Origin of the sequence: Polaribacter sp. Asnod1-A03, from assembly GCF_045063585.1 — a bacterium.
Classification (GTDB): Bacteria; Bacteroidota; Bacteroidia; order Flavobacteriales; family Flavobacteriaceae; genus Polaribacter.
Genome location: NZ_JBEFOE010000009.1, coordinates 2,352,548 through 2,373,398, shown reverse-complemented (window position 1 = coordinate 2,373,398; position 20,851 = coordinate 2,352,548). Strand labels below are relative to the sequence as shown.

The following is a 20,851-nucleotide window of genomic DNA, read 5'->3' as shown; positions in this document are numbered from 1 at the left end:
AACTATTTAGGATACTTAAAACAATTTGTAGTGTGATCGTTTACCATACCAACTGCTTGCATAAAGGCATAAATAACTGTAGAACCTACAAATTTAAAACCTCGTTTTTTTAAATCTTTAGAAATTTTATCTGACAACTCAGTTGTTGCAGGCACCTCCTCTTTACTTTTAAAATGATTAATAATTGGCTTACCATCTACATAAAACCAAATAAACTTAGAGAAACTACCAAATTCATTCTGTATTTCTATAAATAATTGTGCATTTGTAATGGCACTTTTTATTTTTAGTTTATTTCTAATAATACCTGCATCTTGCAATAAAGACTCATATTTATCTTCTGGATATTTAGCTATTTTCTTATAATCAAAATCATCAAAAGCTTGCCTAAAATTTTCTCTTTTATTAAGAATCGTAATCCAACTTAAACCCGCTTGAAAAGTTTCTAAAATTAAAAACTCAAACAAAGTTTTATCATCATAAACAGGCTTTCCCCACTCGTTATCATGATATTCTTGATACAACTTACTATCTGTTACCCAAAAGCACCTATTTTTCATTTTTTTATATATTGATGAAAAATACTGTTAAATTGATTAAAAATCAATATATTTTAGAATAATTTTTGCAACTTTACTATTCTAAAAACCTCTAATTATGAAGCTTTTAAAACACATACTTATTCTTTTCTCTATAATTTTTATTTTTTGGGCTTGTGGTTCATCACCTATAAATACTAAATCTACAGAGAAAGAAGAACCTGTTGTAATTGCCAATGATAGTCTAGAATATGAAATTATAATTATAGACCCGGGTTTTACTTTCTTTTTAAACTCTGTGGCGCAACAAGAAGGTTTTTATTCTCAATCTTATTTAGAAGCAAGAAACAGAGTTTGGGTATTAGAGTGGAATAATAGAGCAAGAAATCCAAGTCGCTTTAACAGTAATGTTTACGAAAACATAATAGATTATCAATCCACAATAGATTATGGCTACGAAGTAAACTATAAGTTGTTTAATTACTTTTTATTTGCTCAACAAAAATATAAAATGAGCTTAGGTGGAGGGTTTAGAACAAATAGAGTTAATTAATTTTTCTTTTTAAACTGAACAAAACTATAATCATATTTATTCTTTTCATCAGCTTTAAAATCCTCTCTTTTAGTTTCTTCCCATATATTAAAATCAATTTCTGGGAAAAATACATCTGCTTCAAATTGATGATGTACTAAAGTTAAATCTAAAACATCTGCAATATTGTTTTCTAGCGCATATTTATAAATTTGTGCGCCACCAATAATAAAGGCTTGCTTATCTTCTTCAACCATTTTAACAGCCTCTTCTAAACTATTTGCTATTAAACAGCCATCTTTAAAGTATTCTTTACTTCTAGTAATTATTATAGTTGTTCTGTTTGGTAAGGGTTTGCCTATAGACTCAAAAGTATTTCTGCCCATTAAAATATAATTACCAGATGTTATTCTTTTAAATCTTTTTAAATCTTCTGGCAAATGCCAAATTAAATCGTTGTCTTTGCCTAAAGCATTATTTTTTGCTATTGCTGCTATAATTGTAATCATTTGTACTCTTTCATTTTATGCAAAATTACAGTAAATGTTCCACCATTTGATGATTTAGAATTAATTTACAATATTTTTTCTTTGAACGAATACGTTTTCGACATTAAAAACCCTGAAAATCAACACGAGAGCATCTCTCCTATTTTAAAAATACTATAATTTACTTCTATTTTTATTTTGATAATTTAATATATTAAGTTACCTATTTATCAAACTGATAATTCTTTAAAAAAAATATAAAATTATGATTGTAAGTAAATACAACTTAATTAAATTTACTTAAACTTTTGAATAGAAAAAAATTATGGCAATTAAAAAACAATTTTTAAAAAGTAAACCAGTTTGTAAAGTAACTTTTACTGTACCTGCTGAAGAAGCTGAAAGTGTTGCAGTAGTTGGATGTTTTAATGAATGGGATGTAGAAGCAACGCCTCTTAAAAAATTAAAAAATGGTTCATTTAAAGGAACTGTTGATTTAGAGTCAGGAAAATCTTACGAATTTAGATATATTGTTGATGGTGAGTACACAAATGAGCCAGATGCAGATGGTTCTGTTTGGAGTGATTTTGCTTCCGCTGAAAATAGTGTATTAAATTTATAAAAATAAAAAAAGAGCTTTCAACATAAATTTGAAAGCTCTTTTTATTTTATTATATAGCAACTGCTCCTTTTATATGAGGATGCGGATTGTAATCTAACAGTTCAAAATCTTCGAAAGTAAAATCTTCAATATTTTTTATTGATGGGTTTATTTTCATTTTAGGTAATGGTCTTACATTTCTAGATAATTGCAATTCTAACTGCTCTTTGTGATTATTATAAATATGTGCATCACCAAAAGTATGAATAAACTCTCCTGCTTTATAGCCACAAACTTGTGCAATCATCATTGTAAATAATGCATAAGAAGCAATATTAAAAGGTACTCCTAAAAAAATATCTGCACTTCTTTGATAAAGCTGGCAAGATAACTTACCTTCTGAAACATAAAATTGAAAAAATGCATGACAAGGTGGTAAAGCTGCTTTTCCGTTAGCAACATTTTCGGAAAAGGAAACAGATGTATCTGGCAATACTGATGGGTTCCAAGCAGAGACCAACATTCTTCTAGAATTCGGATTACTTTTTAATGTCTCTATAACTTCTTTTAACTGATCTACTTCATCACTATTCCAATTACGCCATTGATGTCCGTAAACAGGTCCTAAATCTCCATTTTCATCCGCCCATTCATTCCATATCTTTACTCCATTTTCTTTAAGATACTTAATATTTGTATCTCCTTTAATAAACCAAAGTAATTCGTAAATTATAGATTTTAAATGTAGCTTTTTAGTAGTTACCATTGGGAAACCTTTATTCAAATCAAAACGCATTTGATACCCAAAAACACTTTTTGTTCCTGTACCAGTTCTATCTCCTTTATCGTTTCCGTTCTCTAAAACATGCTTTACTAAATCGTGATATTGCTTCATATTTCTTCTCTTTAATCAGATTTTAAAAATAAAAAAAGCTTCAACCTAAAAAGATCAAAGCTTAAAATAATATTATAAAGTTATTAACGATTTTTAATTACCCAATTATCATTCCTGCAATAGTTGCAGACATTAAAGAAGCAATTGTACCACCAACTAATGCTTTCATACCAAATTCTGATAATGTTTTTCTTTGCCCTGGTGCTAAAGAACCAATACCACCAATTTGAATACCTATAGAAGCAAAATTAGCAAAACCACATAACATGTAAGTAGCCATGATTACAGATTTATTAAATGTTAAGTGCGTTGCATTAGCGGCATCTTTTAATTCAGCTAATTGTATATAACCAACAAATTCACTTGCTGCTAATTTAATTCCTAATAATTGTCCCATCATAGAAATATCTATAGTAGGCACACCAATTAACCACATTAATGGTGCAAAAATAGAACCTAAAATAAACTCTAAAGACAAAGCGGAATAAGCAGTGTTTTCTGCAATTATACCGTTTAAAGTTGTTACATCTCCTACCCAACCTAAAATACCATTTAGCATTGCAATAATAGCTACAAAAACTAATAACATTGCACCAACATTTACAGCTAAACGAAGACCTTCTGTTGTTCCGTTTGCAATTGCATCTAAAATATTTGATCCTATTTTTTCTGGAGAAACCGAAACATCTGAATTTACCTCTTCAGTTTGAGGATATAATATTTTTGAAATTACAATCGCTCCAGGTGCAGCCATAACAGATGCTGCTAAAAGGTGCTTTGCAAAAACCAACTCCAACCCTTTATCTCCACCACCTAAAAAACCAATATAAGCAGCTAATACGGCACCAGCAACTGTTGCCATACCACCAATCATAACCAACAACATTTCTGACTTATTCATTTTTTCTAAATAAGCCTTTATTAAAAGTGGTGCCTCTGTTTGACCTAAGAATATATTACCAGCAACTGATAGACTTTCCATACCCGAAATTCCTAAGAATTTAGACAATACTATTGCTAAAACTTTAACTACTTGTTGGATAATACCTAAATAAAATAATAACGAAGTTAAAGCAGAAAAGAATATAATAGTTGGCAATACTTGAAAAGCAAATATGTAGCCAAACTTATTCATATCTCCTACAATACCAGCAAATAAGAACTCGCTACCCGCTTTTGTATATGCTAATATCTCTATAAAAACTCCTCCTACAAACTCAAATATAGCCTGTATGAACTCTACTTTTAAAACACCAATAGCAATTAATAATTGTAAAGACAGACCAATACCAACTTTTTTCCAGTTTATAGCTCTCTTATTAGAACTAAATAAAAAAGCGATAACAATTAAAGAAAACATACCTAAAGCACCTCGCCATAAACTCCCTAAAGAAAAACCTTCACTAGGTAAAATTCCTTCTACAACAGAAGCTGTTTCTGTACTTTGCGAAAAAACGGTAAGTGATAATAAACAAAAAATAGCGACAAGTATTTTTTTCATAATTCTAATTTAATTTTTAAGAACGTTTACTAATTTCGTCCCTAAGTTTTGCAGCAAGTTCATAATTTTCATCAACTACTGCATCATCTAATTGGTTGTGAAGTTCCTCTAAAGTTAAAGATGTAAATGTATTTTGATCTTTGGTTGCTGTATCCTCTATGTCTAAGGAGTCAGTTTCAGAAGCTTCTTCTTCTCCAAATTCTTCTTCTATTTTTAGAAAAACACCTGCTTTTTCTAATATATTCTCATAAGTATAAATTGGTGCTTGAAAACGAACTGCAATAGCAATTGCATCAGAGGTTCTTGCATCTAAAGTTTCTTCTATCCCATCTTTTTCACAAACTAGACTTGAAAAAAATACGCCATCTACTAATTTATGGATTATAACTTCTTTTATCTTGATAGAAAAACGATCTGAAAAAGTTTTAAATAGATCATGTGTAAGTGGTCTTGGTGGTCTAATTTCTGTCTCTAAAGCAATTGCAATAGATTGAGCTTCGAAAGCTCCTATAATCACAGGTAAAGTTCTCGCCCCATTCATCTCACTTAAAACCAACGCATAAGCTCCACTTTGAGTTTGACTGTAAGAAATACCTTTTATAGTTAATTGTATTAAACTCATAAATTTATTTGCATAAAACTAAAAGAAATTTATAAATTTTTTGAAGTTGATTTTATAAACTTTTTAGAGGGCACAATTTAATAAAAATTATAAGTTATTACTGATATTTCTTAAAAAAGTACTTTTTTTTAAGTCTTATGCTCGCGTGAAGGATTGAAGCATTTGTTTGAGCTCTTTTTTATTGATTGAAATGATATAAAAAAAGCGAGTGCGAAAAGCCTGACTAAATTATTTGAATTTACTTATAAATTTAAAAAAAACCTATTAGATAAAGAATTCTAATAGGTTTTTAATTTATAATTTCAAATAATTTGGGCACGCCCAAAAAATTAAGCTGCTTTAAAGTCTTTTAACTTTTCTATTAATTTTGGTATAACTTCAAAAGCATCTCCAACAATACCGTAGTCAGCAGCTTTAAAGAAAGGTGCTTCTGCGTCTGTGTTTATAACTAATTTTACTTTTGATGCATTAATACCTGCTAAATGTTGTATTGCGCCAGAAATCCCTATGGCAATATATAAATTAGAGGCTACAGGCTTACCTGTTTGCCCAACATGCTCTCCGTGAGGACGCCATCCTAAATCTGAAACAGGCTTAGAACAAGCAGTTGCTGCTCCTAAAACATCGGCTAATTCTTCAATCATCCCCCAGTTTTCTGGTCCTTTTAAACCTCTACCTGCAGAAACTACAATATCTGCATCTGCAATAGTTACTTTACCAGTTACTCTTTCTACTTTTTCTGATTTTACTCCAGTTTCTGACACCGTTACTTCAAAAGCTTCTACGGTTCCCGTAACTGTATTCTCATGAATTCCGAAAGAATTTTTTGCTAAACCTATTACTTTATTATCAGTAGCAATTTCTGTATTTGAAAAAGCTTTATTAGAAAATGTTTTTCTTTTTACTGTAAATGGACTCGTACTAGATGGCAATTCTACAACATTAGAAATATAACCAGCTTCTAAACTTACAGCAACTAATGGTGCCAAATACAGACCATCAATACTAGAATCTATAACCACAACGGTCGCATTTTCTGATTTTGCTACTTCTGTAATTACTCCAGTATATTGTTTTGCATTAAAAGTGCTTAAGGCATCATTAGAAACTGTTATCACTTTCTCTGCTCCGTATGTATATAATTCTGATGAATCACACGCATTAATTGTTACTGCAACAACATTTGTATTTAATTGTTCTGCAACTTTTTTTCCATATGAAACTACTTCAAAAGCAGTTTTCTTAAATTTCCCTTCCGATGAATCGGCAAAAACTAAAACAGACATATACTATAGTTTTTAGTTGTTAGTAAATAGTTTTCAGTTAAAATACCAACAAGATTATTTTTATTTTATTTAATTATTTAACCATATAATGATAACTTTTACAGTTACACAATTCTACGTTTAAACATTATTATATCACTTTTGCTTCATTATGCAATAGACTTATTAATTCATCTATATTATCTGCATCAACTAATTTTACAGCTCCTTTTGGTGCTGGTTTTTCAAAAGATTGAATATTTGTAGTTATTTCACTTCCTAAAGGCTCAACTACTTCTAAAGGTTTTTTACGTGCCATCATAATACCACGCATATTTGGTATGCGTAAATCTTTTTCTTCTACGATTCCTTTTTGCCCACCTATAACTATAGGCAAACTAGAAGATAATTTCTCATTACCTCCATCTATTTCTCTAGAAGCTGATACACTTGTACCTTCTATTTCTAAACCTACACAACCGTTAATAAAATTAAAATCGGTTAAAGCGGCTAACATACCAGGAACCATTTGTCCATTGTAATCTGCCGATTCTTTTCCTGCTAAAACTAAATCAAATTCACCTTTTTTTACAACTTCTGCTAATTCTTTTGCTACTTGAAAACCATCTGTAGGATTTGTATTTATACGAATGGCTTTATCTGCACCAATTGCTAAAGCTTTTCTTAAAGTAGGCTCTGTTTCTGCTCCACCAACATTTATAATTGTTACAGAAGCTCCTTGTTTTTCTTTAAACCACATTGCTCTTGTAAGACAAAATTCATCATAAGGATTTATCACAAACTGTACGCCATTTGTATCAAATTTAGTATCATTATCTGTAAAATTAATCTTAGATGTGGTATCTGGAACGTGACTAATACAAACCAATATTTTCATATAACTCTATTTTTAAACTTTTTTCTTACTGACGAAAGTACAGCTTTTTTTTAAAAAATACTATGCATGCATAGTATTTTTTAGATAATTTAACATATCAACAAAAATAATGTCTTCTACTCTATAAAAAGTAAAAAAGCAATCTCTTAATTATAAAAACTAGAATTTTTAACCAATTTCATAAAAAAGTTATTTTTTAAATATTGTACTAAATACAAGCTATATAACAGAAAACAGCTAATTGATATGTTATTTAAAATCTTTTAAAAAAAACTAAATTAATTTCTATCTTTCTTATTATTTTTGATAAAAAAAGTACATTTATTTTCCACATAATTGCTTACTTTTGTAAAAGAAATTACTAATTACAATTTATACTAGATGAAAACAGTTCAATTCAGAGAGGCGATTTGTGAAGCCATGAGTGAAGAAATGCGTAGAGATGAAAGCATTTACTTAATGGGTGAGGAAGTTGCAGAATATAATGGTGCGTACAAAGCATCTAAAGGTATGTTAGATGAGTTTGGTGCTAAACGTGTTATTGATACACCTATTGCTGAACTTGGTTTTGCTGGAGTTGCAGTTGGTTCTGCAATGAACGGTAACAGACCAATTGTTGAGTATATGACTTTTAACTTCTCTTTGGTTGGAATTGATCAAATTATAAACAATGCTGCTAAAATTAGACAAATGTCTGGAGGACAATTTAATTGCCCTATTGTTTTTAGAGGACCAACAGCATCTGCTGGTCAATTAGGAGCTACACACTCTCAAGCATTTGAAAACTGGTTTGCAAACACACCTGGTTTAAAAGTTATTGTACCATCTAACCCATACGACGCTAAAGGTTTATTAAAAGCTGCTATTAGAGATGACGATCCGGTTATTTTTATGGAGTCTGAGCAAATGTATGGTGATAAAATGGAAATCCCAGAAGGAGAATACATTATACCAATTGGTGTTGCAGATATTAAAAGAGAAGGAACTGACGTAACTGTTGTTTCTTTCGGAAAAATCATTAAAGAAGCTTATAAGGCTGCTGATGAATTAGCTAAAGAAGGAATTTCTATAGAAATTATAGATTTAAGAACTGTACGCCCAATGGATCACGCTGCAATTATTGCTTCTGTTAAGAAAACAAATAGATTGGTTATTTTAGAAGAAGCTTGGCCATTTGCAAGTGTTTCTTCAGAAATTACTTATAGAATACAAGACGAAGCATTCGATTATTTAGATGCTCCTATTAAAAGATTAACTACTGCAGATACTCCTGCTCCATATTCTCCTGTTTTATTAGAGAAGTGGATTCCAAATTATAATGATGTTATAAAAGCTGTAAAAGAAGTTTTATACATATAACAAAACATCTACATTTTTTAGAAAGCCTTTTTGTTTTTAAACAAAAAGGCTTTTTTTTTAAACAAAAATTTAACTTTAAATAAAAAATAAATAATCTTCTTATTCGTTATTTTGCTTATTTATTAAATGTATATGAGATTTAAATTATTTTTAATCTGCAGTTTCCTTTTTTCGTTTTCTATAATAGCACAAACAAAGGTAAAGGGAATTATTATTGATAAGTACAACGAACCAATCCCCTATTGTAGCATCCAATTTAAAGGCTCTACAGAAGGTACCACAAGTGATGACAATGGTTCTTTTTATTTAGAATCTGATAAAAATTGGCAAGAAATTAGTGTTTCTTTTATCGGATATAAAAACTTAATTTATAAATTAGAAAGTAATATTCAATTTAATTTAAAGTTAACTTTAGAAGAAGAAGAAGAGACTTTAAATGCAATTACCATCGTTACTGGTAAACAACCCAAAAAAAACAATCCTGCAATTGCTATTCTAAGAAAAATTTGGGCTAAAAAACGTAAAAATGGATTAAAACATTTTGATCAATATAAATATAAAAAATATCAAAAAGTAGAATTTGATTTAAATACAATCGATGAGAAATTAAAAAAGAAAAGAATTTTTAATGGATTAGAATTTGTTTTTAAAGATGTAGATACTTCTAACATAACTGGTAAAACTTTTTTACCTGTCTTTTTAAACGAGTCTATTTCTGAGGTTTATGGTGACAATATCATAAAAAAAGAAAAAGATGTTTTAATCGCCAATCAAAATTCTGGTTTTAGCAACAATCAACAACTAATTGATTATATAGACGATTTATATGCCGATTATAACATCTACGATAATTATTTAAAGATATTTGATAAAAGTTTTGTGAGTCCTTTATCTAAAAGCGGAATCAATAATTATAATTATGTATTGGCAGATAGTGCTTTTATTGATAAAAAATGGTCTTATAACATTATTTATTACCCTAGAAGAAAAAACGAACTTACTTTCAAAGGAAATTTTTGGGTAAGTGATACCACATTTGCTGTAAAAGAAATCAATCTTCAGGTAACCAAAAATGCAAACATAAACTGGGTTAAAGATGTTTATATAGAACAAGAGTTCGATATATTAAACGACTCTATCTTTGTATTAAAAAGAGATTATTTACTATCTGACTTCTCTTTAACCAATAAAGAAAATTCTAGAGGTGTTTATGGTAAAAAAACGACGATTTATAAAGATTATGTTTTTAACCAACCTATAGAAGACAAAAAGTTTTACGATAAAAAAGTTTTCATCTCACAAGAAGATGATTCTTATAGTAAACCAAGAGAATATTGGGATAATAATAGATTTGAACAATTAAATGAAAACGAAAAAGGAATCTATACCCTAATTGATACTTTACAAACTGTTAAAAAGTACAAGACCATAAATAAAGTAATAGAAACTCTTTCTTCTGGGTATTTCGAAATTAATTCACTAAACATAGATTACGGACCACTTTTTTCTACTTTTGGTTTTAACGATGTAGAGGGATTGCGCGTTAGAGTTGGTGCAAGAACTTACAAAACAACTAATGATCTATTTAGACTAGAAGCTTATACAGCATACGGGCTTAAAGATGAAAAAATAAAATATGGTTTTCAGGCAAAATGGTTATTAAATAAGAAAAATAGATTGATTCTCTCAGGAGGAAAAAGAAATGATATAGAACAAATAGGTGCTTCTTTAATAGCAAATACAGACGTTTTAGGTAGAAGTGATGGATCTTCTTCTCTAATAAGTACTGGTACAAATGATAAATTAACAAATGTTAATATAACTACATTTGCTGCACAAATAGAACCAACGCCTAATTTAGTTCTAAAACTTTCGTCTAACTATAAAACATTAAGTTCTGCATCAGAAACATTCAGTTTAGATTATAATAGTATTTCTTCTGCAAACGGAGTTTCTTCTGAAATGAGACAACTAGAAACTATTTTCTCTTTAGGTTATTATCCTAAAAGAAAAATGTCTGGCTTTGGAGTACAAAGATATCCTGCCAATACTGATTATGCTCAGTATTTTACACAAATAACTAGAGGTAGTAAAGATATTTTTGATAGCGATTTTGATTATACAAAAGTACAGTTCTCTGTCTTTAAATTATGGAAAATTGGAGCTTTAGGTAGATTAAAAACCTCTTTGGAAGCCGGTAAAACATTTGGTGAAGTTCCTTTAGCGTTATTAAGTGTAGCTCCAGGAAATCAAACTTATTTTATGTTTAGTAATACATTTAACCTATTAAATTTTTATGAATTTGTAACAGATCAATATGCATCTTTACATTTAGAACATAATTTTAATGGACGTATTTTTTCTAGAATTCCACTCTTAAAAAAGACAAAAATGAGAACAGTTATTGGTTTTAAAACATTTTTAGGAAATATTTCTGACGCAAACGTAGCACTTAACACAACAGGTAATACAGCAGAAATACCATTAATAGCCCCTTCTATAGAGCCATATTATGAATATAGTGTTGGTGTTGCTAACATTTTTAAAGTCTTAAGAGTAGACTTTAATTTTAGAGGAAATTACTTTGATAATGCTGATGCCAGAAGGTTTGGTATAACAGCCGGATTAGAGTTTAATTTCTAACCTTAATACAGCTATATAGCTGTATTAAATAATTTAACCGAAAACCTTTGCGTAAATTTACAAGGTAAAAATCTTAAATAAAATTTAATTTATCACTAATTTTGTGTAAAACCGAAATATGAAAGAACCGAAACCAATGACTAAAGAACAAAAAAAACAAGTAACTTTTGATGTACTTATAGAGATCCCTAAAGGAAGTAGAAATAAATATGAATACGATTTTGCACTTCACAAAATTAGATTCGATAGAATGTTATTTTCTTCTATGATGTATCCTGGTGATTATGGATTTATTCCAGAAACTTTAGCCTTAGATTCAGATCCATTAGATGTACTTGTTCTTGGTCACCAACCAACTTACCCAATGGTAGTGATGGAAGTGAGACCAATTGGTGTTTTTTACATGACTGATGAAAAAGGACCAGATGAAAAAGTAATTTGTGTACCTGTTTCTGATCCTATTTGGAGTAATAAAATGGACATTTCAGATTTAAATCCACATAGATTAAAAGAAATAGAACATTTCTTTCAAGTTTATAAAGATTTAGAAAAGAAAAAAGTTGATACTGGTGGTTGGGGAGACGCTACAGCTGCAGTAAAAATTTATAACGAATGTGTTGATAGATATAATAATAGTGAACACAAGAAAAAAAGAACGTTTACAATATAAGTAAGCATCAAATATTCTAAAAAAACATCTTAAAATTTAAGATGTTTTTTTTGCTCCTTATTTAAAAAAATCTAATCAAATAGAATATAACTATACAACCTTTTCAATAGAATATTAAAATTCAATACCAATTTTTAAAAAACTGATTTAAATCATTTTTTATCATAATAATAATTTATTACATAAATAAATATAATATATTTAATATATATATTCTTTTTTTATTAATTTTATTTTATTAGCTTTATATTTTTAAAAAACTTTTTAGAAAATTTTAAATTTAAATCAACTAATTATATGGAATTAATCGTAAAATTTTTACCGCTATTTGGGTTACTAGCCCTAGCGTTTGTAATCATCAAAAGTGCTTGGGTTAGTAAACAGGATCAGGGTGATGATCGAATGAAAAGGATTGCAAAAAACATTGCAGAAGGCGCAATGTCATTTTTAAAAGCAGAATACAAAGTTTTATCAATTTTTGTTATAGCTGTTGCTATCTTATTATATTTTAAAGGTAATTCTGAAGAAGGATCAAGCGGTATGGTTGCTGTGTCCTTTATTATCGGAGCTATCTGTTCTGCCCTTGCAGGATTTATTGGAATGAAAGTTGCTACCAAAGCAAACGTAAGAACTACACAAGCCGCTAGAACATCACTAGGCAAAGCATTAGAAGTTGCTTTTGCTGGTGGCGCTGTAATGGGTTTAGGAGTTGTTGGCTTAGGTGTTTTAGGACTTAGTAGCTTATTTCTTTTATACCAAAGCATCTGGTCAGGAGCAGAAAACTTAACTTTAGTATTAAATGTTCTTTCTGGTTTTTCTTTAGGTGCTTCTTCAATTGCTCTTTTTGCTAGAGTTGGTGGTGGTATTTATACAAAAGCAGCAGATGTTGGTGCAGATTTAGTGGGTAAAGTAGAAGCTGGTATTCCAGAAGATCATCCTTTAAACCCCGCAACGATAGCAGATAATGTTGGTGATAATGTTGGTGATGTTGCTGGTATGGGAGCCGATTTATTTGAGTCTTATGTGGGCTCTATAATTGGTACCATGGTTTTAGGAGCTTTTATTATTACTCCAGATTTAAATGGTTTAGGAGCAGTTTATCTTCCTTTAGTTTTAGCAGCTGTAGGAATTGTAATGTCTATTTTAGGTACTTTCTTTGTAAGAGTAAAAGATGGTGGAAATCCACAAACCGCTTTAAATATTGGCGAATTTGGTTCTGCTGGATTGATGGTAGTTGCTTCTTATTTTATTATTAATATTTTAATTCCTGAATCTGTAGCTGGTTTACCTTTTGGTGCTATGGGTGTATTTTGGGCAACAATAGCTGGTTTAATTGCTGGTTTAGCTGTCGGTAAAGTAACAGAATATTATACCGCAACAGGTAAAAAACCGGTGCTATCAATTGTAGAACAATCTAAAACAGGTGCTGCAACAAATATTATTGCCGGGTTAGGTGTTGGTATGATGTCTACCGCAATTCCTATTATTTTAATTGCAGCTGCAATTATTGTTTCTCATCATTTCGCTGGTTTATACGGAATTGCAATTGCTGCCGTTGGGATGTTAGCTAACACAGGTATCCAATTAGCAGTAGATGCTTACGGACCAATTTGTGATAATGCAGGTGGAATTGCAGAAATGGCGGAATTACCTAGTGAAGTTAGAGAACGTACAGATAAATTAGATGCGGTTGGTAATACAACTGCTGCGGTTGGTAAAGGTTTTGCAATTGCTTCTGCAACATTAACTGCGTTGGCCTTATTTGCAGCCTTTATGAAAACGGCAAATATTGTAGCAATTGATGTTTCTCAACCTAAAATTATGGCAGGATTGTTAATTGGAGGAATGTTACCTTTTGTTTTTTCTGCTTTATCTATGAATGCAGTTGGTAGAGCAGCAATGGCCATGATAGAAGAAGTGCGTCGTCAATTTAGAGATATTCCTAAATTAAAAGCTGCTCTAGAAGTTATGAGAGCTGTAGATTCTAATATGACAAAAGCTACAAAAGAACAAAGAGCAATTTTTGATGCTGCTGATGGTGTTGCTGAATATGACAAGTGTGTAGACATTTCTACAAAAGCTTCTATTAAAGAAATGGTTTTACCAGGTCTATTAGCAATTGCTGTACCTGTAGCTATTGGTTTTATTGGTGGTGCAGAAATGTTAGGAGGAACATTAGCAGGTGTTACTACTTGCGGTGTTTTAATGGCTATCTTTCAATCAAATGCAGGTGGAGCATGGGATAACGCTAAAAAAACGATTGAAGAACAAGGTAAAAAAGGAACAGACGCTCATAAAGCTGCTGTTGTAGGTGATACTGTTGGAGATCCTTTTAAAGATACTTCTGGTCCTTCTTTAAACATTCTTTTAAAATTAATGTCTGTTGTTGCATTGGTTATTGCGCCTAGTATTGCAATGAGTTCTGCTGATATTTCTAATTTTAATCAAACTAAAAAAGATGTAAAAGTAGAAATTACACAAACCAATGGAGATTTAGCAATCGAAACAATTACCACAACTAAAAATGTTAATGGTGTTGTAACTGAAGACATTCAAAAAATTGAAGGAACAATTGATGAAATTGAGAAAAAAGCTGAAGAAGTAGGAAATATTATTTCTGTAAATGTTTCTAAAAATAAAAATGAAAAAACAAAAGAAGTTAAAATGATTATTAAAAAGAAAGAGTAAATTTAAACCTATTGTGAATTTAAACTCACAACAGGTTACAACAAAATAAACTTTATTGCATAAAAAAATCGCTTAATTTTTAAGCGATTTTTTTATGCATTTTTATAATATATTTATCTTTTTACCAAACCTTTAATAATTGATAAAACAAAAAGTACTATAAATATAAAAAAGAAAATTTTTGCTATTCCTGTTGCAGCTCCTGCTACTCCTCCAAATCCAAAGATTGCGGCAATAAAAGCTATTATTAAAAATGTGATAGTGTAACGTAACATATTATATGGGTTTTAATGGTTAATATAATGGATAACACCCTGTTATCTTCTATTCAAATTTACTGACAATTAAGACTTTACATTAACTGTAACAATTTTCATTTTAACTCATTTAATTTTAGTTACTTTACAAAAGTTATCCCTCATGTTTAAAATTATATAAATGTAAACATTAAAACAAACTTGCTAATGGTTGAAATAGAAATAATTGCTGATAGTCCTAAGGACTTAATCACTCAAATACATGATGTTACAGGAGGTGATTTAGTTACCGATTGGAATGAAAGTTCATTAAGAATTAACAATGAATTTGCAACAGGCCTTATTCGATTTATACCTTTTGATTGGGGTGTAAACCTTCTTGATTTTGAATTAAAGCTTCACAAAGAATTTATTTTAAAGATAAAAGCAGATGAGGAATACAATCCTATACGGTTTTTATACCCTTCTTTAGGACACTTAAAGCATCGGTTTGGTGTGCAAAATGAAGAAAAAACGATAGATCAATTTCAATCTTTAATTTTTACCAATAAAACTGGTGGATATAATTATATTTCTTTCCCAAAAAACGAAAGTATAGACATTAATGTTATTCAAATTACTAGGAGACATTTCCTGAAAAAAAGAACAACAAATGTTTCTACATTGAGCGAAAAGTTATATGATGTTTTTATGGATACGGATCATGAAAACAGATTTTCTAATTATGGTACTTTAAACTTAAAAATGGCCGATTTAATTAGAGATCTAAAAAAAGTGAAAGGAAAAGGAATGTTGCGTATTTTAAAGATCGAAGCAAAAGTTTATGAAATTTTATCACATCACATACAACAGCATAATAGAATTTTAGATGGTAAAGAAATTCCTAACGCAATTGATAAAACCGAATTAAAAATCATTAGAAAAATTGGGAATAATATTTTAAAAAATCCTGCTAAAGAATATTCTTTAGAACAAATTTCTGAAAAATATGGTTTAACACAGGCTAAGTTACAAGAAGGATTTAAGTTTTTATATAAAAGAACTGTTACAGAATACATAAGACATGTGCGTTTAGAGTCTGCCAGAAACATGTTAAAAAATACAGACTTAAACATATCACAAGTTGTATATAGCGTTGGTTTTAGTAGTAGAAGTTATTTTTCTAAAATCTTTAAAGAAAAGTATGATATTACTCCTAATCAATTTAAGAAAAACTTGTTAACCACCGTTTAATAAAAAAACCTCAATATTATAAAATATTGAGGTTTTTAAAATCAACTAACCACTATTAAAAAAATTATTTAAACAATTTTTTAAAAAGCATTAAAAAACCGTATTTACTAGCAAATTTTAAAAAGCTATTTAACCAATTTATAGGTCTTAATACTTCTTCAAAATCATGCTTTACAATTTTAAGTTCTTCTAAAGCTATTTTCTTTTCTAAGGCTAATTTTTTTAGTTCTATTTCGATATCATCAAAGCTTTCGTAAATTTTCATTGTTTTGGTTTTTAGGTTGATTGATTTTAAGATTCAAAAAACATGTCAGACATTTTTCGAATAATTTTTTTATCTATTCTCTTCCTTAATGAAAAAATTAACAGTGAAATAATCAAGAAAAATAATGCAACAATTAAATATCCAAGAGAAATATTGTTTAAATAATTACCTAGAAATATTGCTGATGCAAATGCTAAGAATATCAATCCAATAAAAATAAACCAGCCTATTAGAAATACCTTAACGATAGAGCTTAAAGAAACAGTTACTAATTGAAAAATTTTTAATTTTCCGTGTTCGTAAAAAGTTTCCAAATATTTTTTGCTTGATTCGGAACCTCTATTTGTTGTCTTATTTATTGTATCTAGAATATCCATTTACTTAGGCAGATTTTTGCAATTTTTTATTTTTCTCTTTTAATTCTTGCAATTTTTTCTCTAATGAAGTAATTACATCTTCTGTTTTATGACTTACATCAGAAACAACTGTTTCTATTTTTTCATCTAAAGTTTCTTTTTTATTTTCGAAAGTAGCAGCTACTTTCTCTGAAATTTCAGATGCGTTTTCTACTAATTTATCTTTTGCATGTGCAGCTTCTTCTGCAATTTTCTGTCTTGTTTCGCTTCCCTTATAAGGTGCAAATAAAACTCCTAAAGTTGCTCCTATTGCTGTTCCTGCTAATAATCCTACTACTGTGTTACTACTATTACTCATAATATTTTGATTTAATGGTTAAACTTATTTTTTTGTACTTATATCTCGTTCAATAATTAGTACACCACAAATCTACAACAGAAGTAAAGCCTTGTTTAACTCTAAAAATGTAAATCTTGACTCAAATGCTAATTAGCATGAATTTTAAGCGATTATGTGTAGTTTTTTGAGAAAGCATACCAATTTCTCTTTCAAGAAGCTGTAACACTCTAGGATAGCCACCAGTAACTTGGCAATCTTTCATTAAAACAATTATTTTACCAGAAGGTGTTAATTGTACAGTTCCTGGCAGAACTGCAGATGTTAATATAGAAGGTAAATTATTTTCGATAGTTTCATTTAATCGATAGCCCATTCTATTATTATCATTAGAAATGGTAAATAACTGACTGGCTAATTGTTCTTTTTGATGATCTTCTAGCAAATCATATTCCGGACCTTTAAAACATTTTATTTCTTTGGTTTCAAAATGAGATTTTAAAACCTTTATAGAAGTATTGGTTGATTTTAATTGATTTTCAATCTTATTTATAGGTAGAATTTCATTTTTTCGAATAATATGATCTTCGGTTATATTCTGATAAAAACTTCTACTTTCTAATCTTGTATCAGTTTTAAAACCTCCTTTTACTGCCAAATAACAACGAACTCCAAAATTTATTTTTCCAAATGATAAAATATCATTTTTAGAAACTTTAATTCTAGCATTCATTAAAATTGATTTCTGATTTATTTTTGGTAAAAAATCTCCACCAGAAATACATATAAAAGTATCGGTTAAAAACTCTAATTGTGTTCCGCCAAAAGTAATTTCTAAAACTGCAGCTTCTAAAGAATTATCTAAAATACTGTTAGATAAATTGGCAGCATAAGAATCCATAACTCCAGAGACTGGAACACCAACATTAGCGTAACCTACTCTTCCTTTATCTTGTATCGATGCATAAAAACCTGCTTTTAAAACTTTAATCATCTAGTAAAGTTTTAGAAAGTTGATATCTATTTTCTGATATTTCTTTTTCTATTTGATAAAATTCATCCAAAGAAATCGGTCTAAACTGAATTTTATCTCCTGCTTTAGCAAAACACGGATTTTCGTTTTTTATATCAAAAAAATCAATAGGCGTTTTACCAATAATATTCCATCCGCCAGGAGAATTTAACGGATAAATTCCGGTTTGCTTTCCTCCTATTGCAACAGCTCCTTTACCTACTTTTAACCTCGGATTTGGTTTTCTATCAAAAAATAATTGTTCATTCAATCCGCCTAAGTAAAGAAAACCTGGTAAAAATCCAATAAAGAAAACAGAATAAATTTCTGATGAATGTAGTTGTATAATTTTGTCTATTGATTGTTTTGTTTTTTTAGATATTTCTTCTAAATCAATTCCAAATTCTAGATGATAACAAACAGGAATTTGCCACAAATAATTCAGTTTTTTTTCAATTTTTAAAGTTGATTTATAAATCGATTTTAAAAATTCTACTTCCTTAAAAAAGTCTTGAAATTCTTCTTTAAATTTTATGGTTAAAGAATGATAACCGACAATTAAATCTGTAAAAAAATCTTTTTCCTGATGCTCAATTTTGTTTTTGAAAAGAAGAATATCTTTTAGTACAGTTTCATTAATAACAGCTTCCCATTCTATAAGAATTGCTTTATTACCAAAAGGTTTGTATGTAATTTCGTTAACCAATTTCTATTCCTTTTTTAGCAAGTTCTTTAGACAAAAATTCTAAAATTTCTAAAGATTTTTCATTATCTCCATGAATACAAAAAGTATCTGCTTTTATTTCTTTATCTACATTAGAAATGGTTTTTACTTTTTGATATAAAGCCATTTTACAAACGTGTTTTAAAACTTCTTCCGGATTTTTTAGAACAGCATTTTCTTGATTTCTTGCAACTAAAGTTAAATCGTTATTATAGTTTCTATCCGCAAACGCTTCATACTTTATTTGGATGTTATTTTTTAAAGCAACCTTTTTAATTACAGAATTATACGGAACATATAAAAGTACATTTTTTGTATATTTTAAAATACTTTCTATAAAGTTTTTTGCAGCTCTCTCATCCACAGCAATTAAATTATATAAAGCTCCATGAGGTTTAATATGATGTAATTTTACATTGAATTTAGCCAACCTTTCTAAAAACAAATCCATCTGATTCTGAATGCTAATTTGCAATTCTTCTTTAGAAATTGGCATCACTTTTCTACCAAAATTTTCCTTATCAAGAAAAGAAGGATGCGCGCCAATTAATACCTCATTTCCAATGGCAAGTTGTATGCTTTTATCAATAGTATTTTTATCACCAAAATGACCACCACAAGCAATATTACAAGACGAAATATACGGCATTAACAAATATTCATTTGCTATTCCTTCTCCAACATCACAATTAATATCAATCTTCATCTATATAAAATTAAAGACTTTTAAAATTCCTTTTGCTCCTAAAAAAATGGTTATTGCTAAAATTACAAAACCTAAAATATTCTGAGTTTTAGTATTGATAAAATTTCCTAAAACCGATTTTTTATTCATAATCCATAATAAAATTCCTGCAATAACAGGTAAAAGCATTCCGTTTGCAACTTGCGCAAACTTTATAATTTCTATCGGTTTTATACCAACTGATGAAAAAACAACCCCTAACAATAAAATAGAAATCCAAACCAATCTAAATTTTTTAGATTTTAAACCAACCTGCCAGCCCAAACAACCTTTTGCTACATAAGCAGCCGCTAACGGTGCAGTTATTGCAGATGTTATTCCGGCAGAAAATAACCCAAGTGCTAAAAAATACGTTGCAAAATCACCATATAAAGGTGCTAAACCTTTGGCTAAATCTGCTGCATTAGAAATGTTTGTAGTTTGTATTGCAGCGGCAGAAACTATAATTGCCATAGAAACCAAACCACCAAGAATAATTGAAATTACGGTATCTTTTCTTGCTGATGATAAATCCTCTTTTTTATGCCATCTTTCTTTTACCAAAGAAGCATGTAAAAATAAGTTATAAGGCACAACAGTTGTACCAATTAAACCAATAATAGTAAGTATACTTTTCTCTGGAAATTTAGGAATAATTAGCCCTTTTAGCAATTCTACAATATTTGGCTTTGTTACAATTGCAGTTACTAAAAAAGATATACTCATTATTAAAACCAACGTAATTAAGGCTTTTTCTAAAAATTTATAATTACCAATATAGAGTAAAAAAAATGCGATAACACCAATTAAAACACTTAATAAGTTGATTGAAAACCCATCAAAAACCAAGGTTATTTCTCCTAAAATAGTTTCTAAACCTAAAATACCCCCGCTAATATTTCCTGCTTCATAAGAAGCATTTCCCACAACAACGGCTGCTAAAATTAAAAAAGTAATGAATTGTTTTAAAAATGGATTTTTAATTTCTTCTCTAATCACTTCTGATAATCCTTTTTGAGAAATAATACCCAATCTTGCCGCCATTTCTTGTAAAACAATGGTTGCAATTACAGAAAGTAACATTGCCCAAAGTAAATTAAATCCAAAATTTACACCTGCAAGTGTGCAAAGAGTTACTGTACCCGGTCCAATAAAAGCTGCTGCAACTAAAGTACCTGGCCCAATATTTTGAAACCATTTTTTTATCATAAAATAAAAGTTTTCGAAATTCTCGACTAAAGA

Annotated in this window: 22 protein-coding genes; 7 read left to right on the top strand and 15 right to left on the bottom strand. The window is 29.3% G+C overall.

The genetic code is table 11. The features are described from left to right. Positions 1–2: 2 nt before the first annotated feature. Positions 3–560: a DNA-3-methyladenine glycosylase I gene (locus tag ACJJVY_RS10785; protein ID WP_405608138.1), complete on the bottom strand. Its 558-nt coding sequence runs from the start codon at positions 558–560 to the stop codon at positions 3–5. Positions 561–657: 97 nt separating this feature from the next. On the opposite strand from ACJJVY_RS10785, the gene ACJJVY_RS10780 reads away from it, so the two are divergent. Further along, on the top strand, positions 658–1,092 hold the full coding sequence (locus tag ACJJVY_RS10780) for a DUF6146 family protein (protein WP_405608135.1): 435 nt from the start codon (positions 658–660) through the stop codon (positions 1,090–1,092). On the opposite strand, the gene ACJJVY_RS10775 is transcribed toward ACJJVY_RS10780, so the two are convergent. After that, the gene (locus tag ACJJVY_RS10775; protein ID WP_405608132.1) at positions 1,089–1,580 is read right to left on the bottom strand and encodes a dihydrofolate reductase; all 492 of its coding nucleotides are present in this window, start codon (positions 1,578–1,580) and stop codon (positions 1,089–1,091) included. The genes ACJJVY_RS10780 and ACJJVY_RS10775 overlap by 4 nt on opposite strands. Positions 1,581–1,884: 304 nt before the next feature. On the opposite strand from ACJJVY_RS10775, the gene ACJJVY_RS10770 reads away from it, so the two are divergent. Then, the gene (locus tag ACJJVY_RS10770) at positions 1,885–2,181 is read left to right on the top strand and encodes an isoamylase early set domain-containing protein (protein ID WP_405608129.1); all 297 of its coding nucleotides are present in this window, start codon (positions 1,885–1,887) and stop codon (positions 2,179–2,181) included. A 49-nt stretch (positions 2,182–2,230) separates the two neighbouring features. Here the strand turns inward: ACJJVY_RS10770 and ACJJVY_RS10765 are convergent, their stop codons facing one another. The 5 genes from ACJJVY_RS10765 to ACJJVY_RS10745 form a co-directional block, all read right to left on the bottom strand. Beyond that, positions 2,231–3,055, bottom strand: coding sequence for a thymidylate synthase (locus ACJJVY_RS10765; RefSeq protein WP_405608126.1), 825 nt, complete (start codon positions 3,053–3,055; stop codon positions 2,231–2,233). Between the two features lie 97 nt (positions 3,056–3,152). Further along, entirely contained in the window at positions 3,153–4,556 is a 1,404-nt protein-coding gene (locus ACJJVY_RS10760) for a NupC/NupG family nucleoside CNT transporter (RefSeq protein ID WP_405608123.1), read from the bottom strand. Between the two features lie 16 nt (positions 4,557–4,572). Next, the gene (locus tag ACJJVY_RS10755; protein ID WP_405608120.1) at positions 4,573–5,178 is read right to left on the bottom strand and encodes a bifunctional nuclease domain-containing protein; all 606 of its coding nucleotides are present in this window, start codon (positions 5,176–5,178) and stop codon (positions 4,573–4,575) included. A gap of 329 nt (positions 5,179–5,507) precedes the next feature. Then, positions 5,508–6,464: an electron transfer flavoprotein subunit alpha/FixB family protein gene (locus tag ACJJVY_RS10750; protein WP_405608117.1), complete on the bottom strand. Its 957-nt coding sequence runs from the start codon at positions 6,462–6,464 to the stop codon at positions 5,508–5,510. 130 nt (positions 6,465–6,594) lie between these two features. Continuing rightward, on the bottom strand, positions 6,595–7,341 hold the full coding sequence (locus ACJJVY_RS10745) for an electron transfer flavoprotein subunit beta/FixA family protein (RefSeq protein WP_405608114.1): 747 nt from the start codon (positions 7,339–7,341) through the stop codon (positions 6,595–6,597). 381 nt (positions 7,342–7,722) lie between these two features. On the opposite strand from ACJJVY_RS10745, the gene ACJJVY_RS10740 reads away from it, so the two are divergent. The 4 genes from ACJJVY_RS10740 (at position 7,723) to ACJJVY_RS10725 (ending at position 14,701) form a co-directional block, all read left to right on the top strand. Further along, on the top strand, positions 7,723–8,700 hold the full coding sequence (locus ACJJVY_RS10740; RefSeq protein WP_405608111.1) for a pyruvate dehydrogenase complex E1 component subunit beta: 978 nt from the start codon (positions 7,723–7,725) through the stop codon (positions 8,698–8,700). A 132-nt stretch (positions 8,701–8,832) separates the two neighbouring features. Next, positions 8,833–11,343 carry a DUF5686 family protein gene (locus tag ACJJVY_RS10735; RefSeq protein WP_405608108.1) on the top strand — a complete coding sequence of 837 codons (2,511 nt, stop codon included), beginning with the start codon at positions 8,833–8,835 and terminating at the stop codon, positions 11,341–11,343. 118 nt (positions 11,344–11,461) lie between these two features. Next, a complete protein-coding gene (locus ACJJVY_RS10730) occupies positions 11,462–12,013 on the top strand; it encodes an inorganic diphosphatase (RefSeq protein WP_405608105.1) in 552 nt (183 codons plus the stop codon). 297 nt (positions 12,014–12,310) lie between these two features. Further along, complete coding sequence (locus ACJJVY_RS10725) at positions 12,311–14,701, top strand: sodium-translocating pyrophosphatase (RefSeq protein ID WP_405608102.1); 2,391 nt, start codon at positions 12,311–12,313, stop codon at positions 14,699–14,701. A 113-nt stretch (positions 14,702–14,814) separates the two neighbouring features. Here the strand turns inward: ACJJVY_RS10725 and ACJJVY_RS10720 are convergent, their stop codons facing one another. Then, positions 14,815–14,976: a DUF1328 domain-containing protein gene (locus ACJJVY_RS10720; protein ID WP_405608099.1), complete on the bottom strand. Its 162-nt coding sequence runs from the start codon at positions 14,974–14,976 to the stop codon at positions 14,815–14,817. Between the two features lie 189 nt (positions 14,977–15,165). Here ACJJVY_RS10720 and ACJJVY_RS10715 point away from each other — a divergent pair, with 189 nt between their 5' ends. Next, a complete protein-coding gene (locus ACJJVY_RS10715; protein ID WP_405608096.1) occupies positions 15,166–16,191 on the top strand; it encodes a helix-turn-helix transcriptional regulator in 1,026 nt (341 codons plus the stop codon). Between the two features lie 64 nt (positions 16,192–16,255). Here the strand turns inward: ACJJVY_RS10715 and ACJJVY_RS10710 are convergent, their stop codons facing one another. The 7 genes from ACJJVY_RS10710 to ACJJVY_RS10680 all read right to left on the bottom strand — a co-directional run bounded on the left by ACJJVY_RS10710 (position 16,256) and on the right by ACJJVY_RS10680 (position 20,818). Next, complete coding sequence (locus tag ACJJVY_RS10710) at positions 16,256–16,456, bottom strand: hypothetical protein (RefSeq protein WP_405608093.1); 201 nt, start codon at positions 16,454–16,456, stop codon at positions 16,256–16,258. A 26-nt stretch (positions 16,457–16,482) separates the two neighbouring features. Continuing rightward, a complete protein-coding gene (locus ACJJVY_RS10705; RefSeq protein ID WP_405608090.1) occupies positions 16,483–16,833 on the bottom strand; it encodes a hypothetical protein in 351 nt (116 codons plus the stop codon). Positions 16,834–16,837: 4 nt separating this feature from the next. Beyond that, positions 16,838–17,170 (bottom strand): YtxH domain-containing protein, encoded by a 333-nt coding sequence (locus ACJJVY_RS10700; RefSeq protein WP_405608087.1) that lies wholly within the window; start codon positions 17,168–17,170, stop codon positions 16,838–16,840. A gap of 121 nt (positions 17,171–17,291) precedes the next feature. Continuing rightward, a complete protein-coding gene (locus ACJJVY_RS10695) occupies positions 17,292–18,143 on the bottom strand; it encodes a biotin-dependent carboxyltransferase family protein (protein ID WP_405608084.1) in 852 nt (283 codons plus the stop codon). Beyond that, on the bottom strand, positions 18,136–18,867 hold the full coding sequence (gene pxpB, locus ACJJVY_RS10690; protein WP_405608081.1) for a 5-oxoprolinase subunit PxpB: 732 nt from the start codon (positions 18,865–18,867) through the stop codon (positions 18,136–18,138). Before pxpB ends, ACJJVY_RS10695 begins: the two co-directional genes overlap by 8 nt. After that, positions 18,860–19,591, bottom strand: coding sequence for a 5-oxoprolinase subunit PxpA (gene pxpA / locus ACJJVY_RS10685; RefSeq protein WP_405608078.1), 732 nt, complete (start codon positions 19,589–19,591; stop codon positions 18,860–18,862). The genes pxpB and pxpA overlap by 8 nt, the downstream gene beginning before the upstream one ends. Beyond that, on the bottom strand, positions 19,592–20,818 hold the full coding sequence (locus ACJJVY_RS10680; protein WP_405608075.1) for an Nramp family divalent metal transporter: 1,227 nt from the start codon (positions 20,816–20,818) through the stop codon (positions 19,592–19,594). Between the last annotated feature and the right edge of the window lie 33 nt (positions 20,819–20,851).

Excerpts from the sequence above, each read along its gene's own strand:
- ACJJVY_RS10700 (WP_405608087.1), bottom strand. The coding sequence starts at position 17,170 with ATGAGTAATAGTAGTAACACAGTAGTAGGATTATTAGCAGGAACAGCA.
- ACJJVY_RS10720 (WP_405608099.1), bottom strand. The coding sequence starts at position 14,976 with ATGTTACGTTACACTATCACATTTTTAATAATAGCTTTTATTGCCGCA.
- ACJJVY_RS10775 (WP_405608132.1), bottom strand. The coding sequence starts at position 1,580 with ATGATTACAATTATAGCAGCAATAGCAAAAAATAATGCTTTAGGCAAA.
- pxpA (WP_405608078.1), bottom strand. The coding sequence starts at position 19,591 with ATGAAGATTGATATTAATTGTGATGTTGGAGAAGGAATAGCAAATGAA.
- ACJJVY_RS10755 (WP_405608120.1), bottom strand. The coding sequence starts at position 5,178 with ATGAGTTTAATACAATTAACTATAAAAGGTATTTCTTACAGTCAAACT.
- ACJJVY_RS10785 (WP_405608138.1), bottom strand. The coding sequence starts at position 560 with ATGAAAAATAGGTGCTTTTGGGTAACAGATAGTAAGTTGTATCAAGAA.
- ACJJVY_RS10765 (WP_405608126.1), bottom strand. The coding sequence starts at position 3,055 with ATGAAGCAATATCACGATTTAGTAAAGCATGTTTTAGAGAACGGAAAC.
- ACJJVY_RS10745 (WP_405608114.1), bottom strand. The coding sequence starts at position 7,341 with ATGAAAATATTGGTTTGTATTAGTCACGTTCCAGATACCACATCTAAG.
- ACJJVY_RS10750 (WP_405608117.1), bottom strand. The coding sequence starts at position 6,464 with ATGTCTGTTTTAGTTTTTGCCGATTCATCGGAAGGGAAATTTAAGAAA.
- ACJJVY_RS10730 (WP_405608105.1), top strand. The coding sequence starts at position 11,462 with ATGAAAGAACCGAAACCAATGACTAAAGAACAAAAAAAACAAGTAACT.
- ACJJVY_RS10770 (WP_405608129.1), top strand. The coding sequence starts at position 1,885 with ATGGCAATTAAAAAACAATTTTTAAAAAGTAAACCAGTTTGTAAAGTA.
- ACJJVY_RS10735 (WP_405608108.1), top strand. The coding sequence starts at position 8,833 with ATGAGATTTAAATTATTTTTAATCTGCAGTTTCCTTTTTTCGTTTTCT.
- ACJJVY_RS10725 (WP_405608102.1), top strand. The coding sequence starts at position 12,311 with ATGGAATTAATCGTAAAATTTTTACCGCTATTTGGGTTACTAGCCCTA.
- ACJJVY_RS10780 (WP_405608135.1), top strand. The coding sequence starts at position 658 with ATGAAGCTTTTAAAACACATACTTATTCTTTTCTCTATAATTTTTATT.
- ACJJVY_RS10695 (WP_405608084.1), bottom strand. The coding sequence starts at position 18,143 with ATGATTAAAGTTTTAAAAGCAGGTTTTTATGCATCGATACAAGATAAA.
- ACJJVY_RS10710 (WP_405608093.1), bottom strand. The coding sequence starts at position 16,456 with ATGAAAATTTACGAAAGCTTTGATGATATCGAAATAGAACTAAAAAAA.
- ACJJVY_RS10705 (WP_405608090.1), bottom strand. The coding sequence starts at position 16,833 with ATGGATATTCTAGATACAATAAATAAGACAACAAATAGAGGTTCCGAA.
- ACJJVY_RS10680 (WP_405608075.1), bottom strand. The coding sequence starts at position 20,818 with ATGATAAAAAAATGGTTTCAAAATATTGGGCCAGGTACTTTAGTTGCA.
- ACJJVY_RS10760 (WP_405608123.1), bottom strand. The coding sequence starts at position 4,556 with ATGAAAAAAATACTTGTCGCTATTTTTTGTTTATTATCACTTACCGTT.
- ACJJVY_RS10740 (WP_405608111.1), top strand. The coding sequence starts at position 7,723 with ATGAAAACAGTTCAATTCAGAGAGGCGATTTGTGAAGCCATGAGTGAA.
- ACJJVY_RS10715 (WP_405608096.1), top strand. The coding sequence starts at position 15,166 with ATGGTTGAAATAGAAATAATTGCTGATAGTCCTAAGGACTTAATCACT.